Origin of the sequence: uncultured Gimesia sp., from assembly GCF_937910335.1 — a bacterium.
GTDB lineage: Bacteria > Planctomycetota > Planctomycetia > Planctomycetales > Planctomycetaceae > Gimesia.
Genome location: NZ_CALEMX010000599.1, coordinates 1 through 5,722, shown reverse-complemented (window position 1 = coordinate 5,722; position 5,722 = coordinate 1). Strand labels below are relative to the sequence as shown.

4 protein-coding genes are annotated in these 5,722 nt (G+C 48.8%); all 4 read left to right on the top strand.

The window, feature by feature from the left end; genetic code table 11:
• Positions 1-161: 161 nt before the first annotated feature.
• The 4 genes from Q0668_RS24505 to Q0668_RS24490 all read left to right on the top strand — a co-directional run bounded on the left by Q0668_RS24505 (position 162) and on the right by Q0668_RS24490 (position 5,405).
• Complete coding sequence (locus tag Q0668_RS24505) at positions 162-1,508, top strand: IS1380 family transposase (RefSeq protein WP_298869183.1); 1,347 nt, start codon at positions 162-164, stop codon at positions 1,506-1,508.
• 472 nt (positions 1,509-1,980) lie between these two features.
• Entirely contained in the window at positions 1,981-2,418 is a 438-nt protein-coding gene (locus tag Q0668_RS24500) for a hypothetical protein (RefSeq protein ID WP_298869182.1), read from the top strand.
• Positions 2,419-2,583: 165 nt separating this feature from the next.
• The gene (locus Q0668_RS24495) at positions 2,584-3,288 is read left to right on the top strand and encodes a sigma-70 family RNA polymerase sigma factor (protein WP_298869181.1); all 705 of its coding nucleotides are present in this window, start codon (positions 2,584-2,586) and stop codon (positions 3,286-3,288) included.
• The gene (locus Q0668_RS24490) at positions 3,285-5,405 is read left to right on the top strand and encodes a hypothetical protein (RefSeq protein ID WP_298869180.1); all 2,121 of its coding nucleotides are present in this window, start codon (positions 3,285-3,287) and stop codon (positions 5,403-5,405) included. Before Q0668_RS24495 ends, Q0668_RS24490 begins: the two co-directional genes overlap by 4 nt.
• The last annotated feature ends 317 nt before the right edge of the window (positions 5,406-5,722 follow it).

Below are 5,722 nucleotides of genomic sequence, written 5' to 3'. Positions count from 1 at the left end.
CATTTACGATGTCAGAAGTGATTAACTAATCGTTCGGCTAGCCATTCACTATTAACCCGCATTTCCCAGATGACTTCCCACACTTTGGCACGTAATTTGCGCCAAGCCCTTGAAAAACAGGGGTTTGGACGCTCAACATGCCAAGGTGACAGGGGAACCCGATGGGTGACAGCCAAAACGAGGATTTACGGGTCGGTTTTGATCGCCGCTTGAAGCTCAAGTTCTGTGGCAATCAGGTCACCACCGATGCGGGACTGCTGGCCTACCGGGAACTGGATGAAGCGCTTGGGCTGACGGAACAGGGCGCAGATGTGCTGACCGATTCACGTCAGGGCCGCAACAAGCAGCACCAGCTCGTGCCACTGTTACGCCAATCGATCTACAGCCGACTGGCAGGTTACGACGATGTCAATGACGCCGAACGGTTGTGTGTGGACCCGGCGCTACGCCACGTGGTCGGTGGAAGGGCGAGTCAGCCAGAGAAGCAAGCGGCGTCGAGTAGCGAAGTGGGCCGGTTCGAGACGAAGACGCTCAGCACAAATCGAAATCTCACGGCGCTGATGAAGCTCTCCGGACGCTGGACCGACAACGTCCACCGGCGGCGACCGCTCAAAGAACTCATCCTGGACATGGACAGCTCGGTCAGCGAAACCTACGGGCGACAACAGGGCACGGCCTACAACGGGCACTTCGAGTGCCTCTGCTACCATCCGCTGTTCCTGTTCAACCAGTTCGGCGACTTGGAGCGGGCCATGCTACGGCGCGGCAACAAAGCCAGTGCGAAATACTGGCGGAATGTGCTGTTGCCGGTGATCGAAGGGTATCGCCACTTGAGCATTCCGAAGTTCTTTCGCGGTGATGCGGCCTTTGCCCTGCCGAAGCTAATGCGACTGCTGGAAGACGAGGGCTACCAATACGCCATCCGCATCAAGTCCAATGCCGTGCTAGAGCGAGAAATCGAGCACCTGCTGACGCGCCCCGTGGGTCGTCCCTCCCACAAGCCGAAGGTTCTTTATCAAAGCTTCCAGTATCAAGCCAAATCGTGGCAGCGGGCGCGGCGCGTGGTAGCGAAGATCGAATGGCACGCGGGCGAGTTGTTTCCGCGCGTCGGCTTCATCGTAACCAACTTGAAAAAACAATCGAAGAACGTTGTGAAGTTCTACAACGGTCGTGGCACGGCTGAGCAGTGGATCAAGGAGGGCAAGAATGCGATCAAGTGGACGAAGCTCTCCTGCCGCACATTCAAAGACAATCAGGTGCGGCTGCAACTATTCGCCTTAGCTTATAACCTCGGCAACTTCCTGCGGCGACTGGCTTTGCCCAAGCCGGTACAGAACTGGTCGCTGACGACACTGCGGGAGAAGCTGATCAAGATGGGGGCCAAGGTGACCCGGCACTCGAAGTACGTGTTCTTTCAACTGGCCGAAGTGGCGGTGACGCGAAACTTGTTCGCCGCGATCCTCGACCGCATTGCGCGGCTGGCACTGCCGCCACCGCTGGTAGAGTGACGTGATTGGGGAGCGGAACAAAGAGTGAAAACGAGGGTTCCAGCGGGGAAGGTCTGCGCAGGACCAGAATTTCGCCGCTGACAAACGACTCGACGGGAACCGATTCCCGGATTTCAGCAACAGAAGGGCAACAAAAGTGGAGAAAAATCACTTCACGTTAGCCACGAGGGGACCGCAGTGGTTATCATTAAAGAAAATCCATGCCAGGAGCGGTTCCAGGCTGATCCATATGGGGAATCCCAGTTTATTGAGTCAATTATTTGAGAATATTTCAATGAATTTCTATTTTTATCTGCACGGATTTACGACTTGTTCCCACAAATGGTTCAGACGGTAGAGACAATCAGGCCTGTATATGTACCGGATTTTACTAATCGATTTCGTAAATCAACCTTGATTGCGTAATCAATGACGCGCTTTTTCGGCTCTTTTGCTGTGCGCAAACTAACTTAACCTGAGGGAGATCAATTCTATGAGATTTTTATTTGCATGTAGTGCTGCTTTGGGCCTGATGATGATGGTGACTACTACGGTTTTTGCTCATACCTCTCCAGAAGATATTGCTGCACGTTGTGTTGGTAATGTGAATGGAGTTGTCGAACGCTGCCAGAGTGCAGCTGCTGATGAAACTGCTGAGTGTGTCCAAAAGATCCGTCGGTTGCTGGCTGATGGACAGGAAAGAGCGGCTCGGGATGCTGCCAGGGAATGCATTCGGTCGGCAACAACTCGGACAGAAAATTGTGCGAATCGTGTGAATCGAATTTGTAATGCTTGTATTGATAAACTTGTGAGCATGGGGGCACCACAACTGGCTCGCCGGGTAAATAATGTTTGTGAAGATGCGATTTCAGACTTGAGAACTACGTTGCAACGTGAGAAAAACGCGATTGGTAACGCCTTTGGGGGATAAGAGAAGAGAAAGATATTCTTGTATACAGTCTGTCAACCGCATAAGATAATTTGTGCGGTTGGCAGATTTATTCTCATTTAGTTGTTTACAGCAATTTCTATCAAAACAATTTCGGTGGCAGACGGGCTTGTCGATATATTGAGATCGATTGAATAAATCACTTAAATGACATCTACAGATTCTCCACTAAATGATGATTCACCAAGTGACGTGCCCTCCAGGGGACCGTCAAAGGAGAAAGAAACGGGGATACACTCCCAAAAGAGTCCGGATGCTGTAAATCAGGAAGAGCGCCAATTCATCTTGTTGTTGCTTAAGCGAGATGCGCATACGTGGAGAGAATTTGTCAGCCGATATGATAAATTGATCATCAGCCGAATACTCTCCACCTGTCGCGAGTGTGGGATGGTGCCAGCCTCTGAACTCGTGGAAGATTGTGGAGCTGAAGTGATGGCGGCTCTGTTTCAGGGAAATATGAATGGTCTACGCCAGTTTCAGGGACGCAGCAAGCTTTCTACCTGGTTAGCCGTGATCACCCGCCGGACGACATTAAACTATCTGTCTCGTCAGCGTCGAGACACAGATAAAATTCAACCCAATGATAGTCAATTCGATATCGCTACTGTTCCGCAAAAATCGCGCAGCGATTCTATAGTCATTGATGCAGACGATTCAAAAAATATTCAGAATTGTATGAACGAATTGAAGAAATCAGACCGTTGCGTATTAGTTTTGTACTTCAATCAGAATTTAAGTTACGCGGAAATTGGGCAGAAAATTGGGATTTCAGAAAACGCCGTTGGCCCCAAACTGCACCGCGCACAAAAAAGATTGAAAAAAATAATACAATCAAGAAGTCAACAAACATGAATCAGCAAAACACTCACATTCTGACATTAATCAAACTGCTGGAAGGTCACCTTTCCGATGCAGAAGAGGTGTCAGTCCGCGAGCAGTTAGCCTCAGATTCGCTTATGTTACAACGTTGGAAGACACTTTCTCAACTTTATAAACAACAAATGACTCCCGGAGAGTCTGTTGATCGAAACACCGCTGCAATTGATGCAGAAGCTGTTGCTGCTTTTGTTGAAGAAAGAATGAGCCCTGATCAAAAGCGTGAGTTTGAGTCCTTATGCTGGAATCAGACAGAGTCACTTCGTGAAGTCGTATCAGCCTATCAGGCAGCACATAGAGGCGTCTCCTCTACTAGTGATTTACAGCAGTACGAGTTACATGCAGCACAGACTACAAAACGGATGAGAGACGTTGTCAAGGAGCAGTGTCCGAATGTGGATTCTATATCTTCTGCCTCTCACTATCTGGAGAAAATCGAAGACGACTCTCAATCACCTCCGAACTCGACGGCACTGGATTCAAATAAATCAGAAGTGGTATCCGTGGAGCATCTTTCTCGAACAGCCCATTCCGATCGTAAATCGACAAAAGGTATTAAGCGAACAGCACTAAGCCAACGTCGGGTTTATTTTGTAGTAGCAGCTGTACTCGTTGTCATTGTAATTGCGATGCCCGTTTACATCAGATTTGTTCAGAATGAAGACAGTACATCGATCACGGAGAATCCCGTTCCAGGGCCTCCGCCTTCTATTCCAGAAATTCCCGGCTCAAATACAAAGCAACCTTTCCATTCAAATCCTGATCCCAAGCTGACTGTGGTTCCTGAAAGAAAGCCACCTGTCAATCTCCCGCAGCGTTCTCCGAAGGTCATTCCCGTACATCCTGTCATGGACAAACAAGGCAATGAGCAGCCAGTTGTGGCGAAGAAGGGGTCGACAATAGAGACGGAAATAAAACTCGATCTTCAGTTGGACTGGGTGCGGATGTCTGGAATTATTGGTTCTCGAACCGCAGACTCATTGCCTTGGAAGGGGATTCTTGCTGACGCTTCCGCCAAACAAGTGACTGATGAAAAGCACCTTGAATTACACACACTGCCTTTCAGTTGGTTGCAGGGAATAATTCAAACAAAATCGAGTAGCTCAGGACCAGAGATCGTGTTGGACGCCGATTCAGAAATTCAGATTGCCATTCGGGGCGTCAAAGCACTGGGGGTGGCAAAGCAAGCCGATACCGAATCAGGATCAATACAAACTGTAATTGATTTGAAACTCATCGCTGGCAAAGTCGCTATTTCTCAATTACAGGCTGGTGATGTTGTGAAAATTCAGGATCAACGGCAAGCATGGTTGATTCAGGTTAAGCAGGATGGTAGCGCTGTTGGCTTTGTTCAACGGGATGAAAACAAACGAGAAATCATGGCCTTTGCGGGAGGGTTTCAGGTTACATCGCCAACCTCACAGCAGGCCTTTTTCTTGAATTCAGATCAGATGATTGTAATGAGTAATCATTCATTTAGCGCGCCATTGAAAATAGCAGGCAAACTGCGCTGGCGAACAGAGCCACCAAAGTCATTGAAATTAAGTAAATCGTTCCTCGAAAAAATGAATCAGAGTGATGATCTCATGTCAGCTTTATTATCAATATCTCCAGGAAAAGTGGGGGCTGAGTTGCTTGCCAGTACTAATCTTGGTTTTGCACTTGATCCTGCTATAGCAGTTTCTCAGGCGGCGTTTTCCAATTCAGAAGTACAAAGAACAGCCGCGATAACTTGGTTAATTGCAGCGAAAGAGGACTCCACCACAAGAACCGTCTGGCGTAAAATCAATATCGCCAGTAATGCCGGGCCTGCTACACCTTCAATTCGCAACTGGTTCAATATTGTTCAGGGGAAAGCGCTTCCGAATCAAAATATTCTTACAGAACTTTCTGCAGGTCTGGGAGCCAGGCAACCTCTATTTGTGCGTCAATGTTCCATTCATTTTCTGCGACAGCTCACACGACAGCGTCTCGCGGAATACGATCCCAACCGGCCCTCTCCGGCTGCCATCAATAGTGTTCGACAGAAAGTTCGGCGGGCTACTGGAAATACACGTCCCAAGAGCAATAACAGTAATCGTCGCGCTAAATAATCTTCTGAAAGCATAAACCGACATTTCCCAGATGGCTTGAGCCTGGAACCGATCCAAGCTCGGAATGGACCGTCCCATACAAAACACTCTTCGTAACGACTCGCGCGCGACTCGATTCCGGAAGTCGTGAATTCAAAGGGGCTTACAAAAGTTCGAGCCCTCTACGGTGGCTCGGAGGTAAGCAACAGCTTTCGAACTTTTCTGAAGCAGGTTAACAGCAGGCGCGACATCATTATTTAAGGTCAAATGCGTAAACTCTGCGCGTGGGGTCAAAAAACTCAGACGACACTGAATCGCTATAGATATAGCGAGTTTAG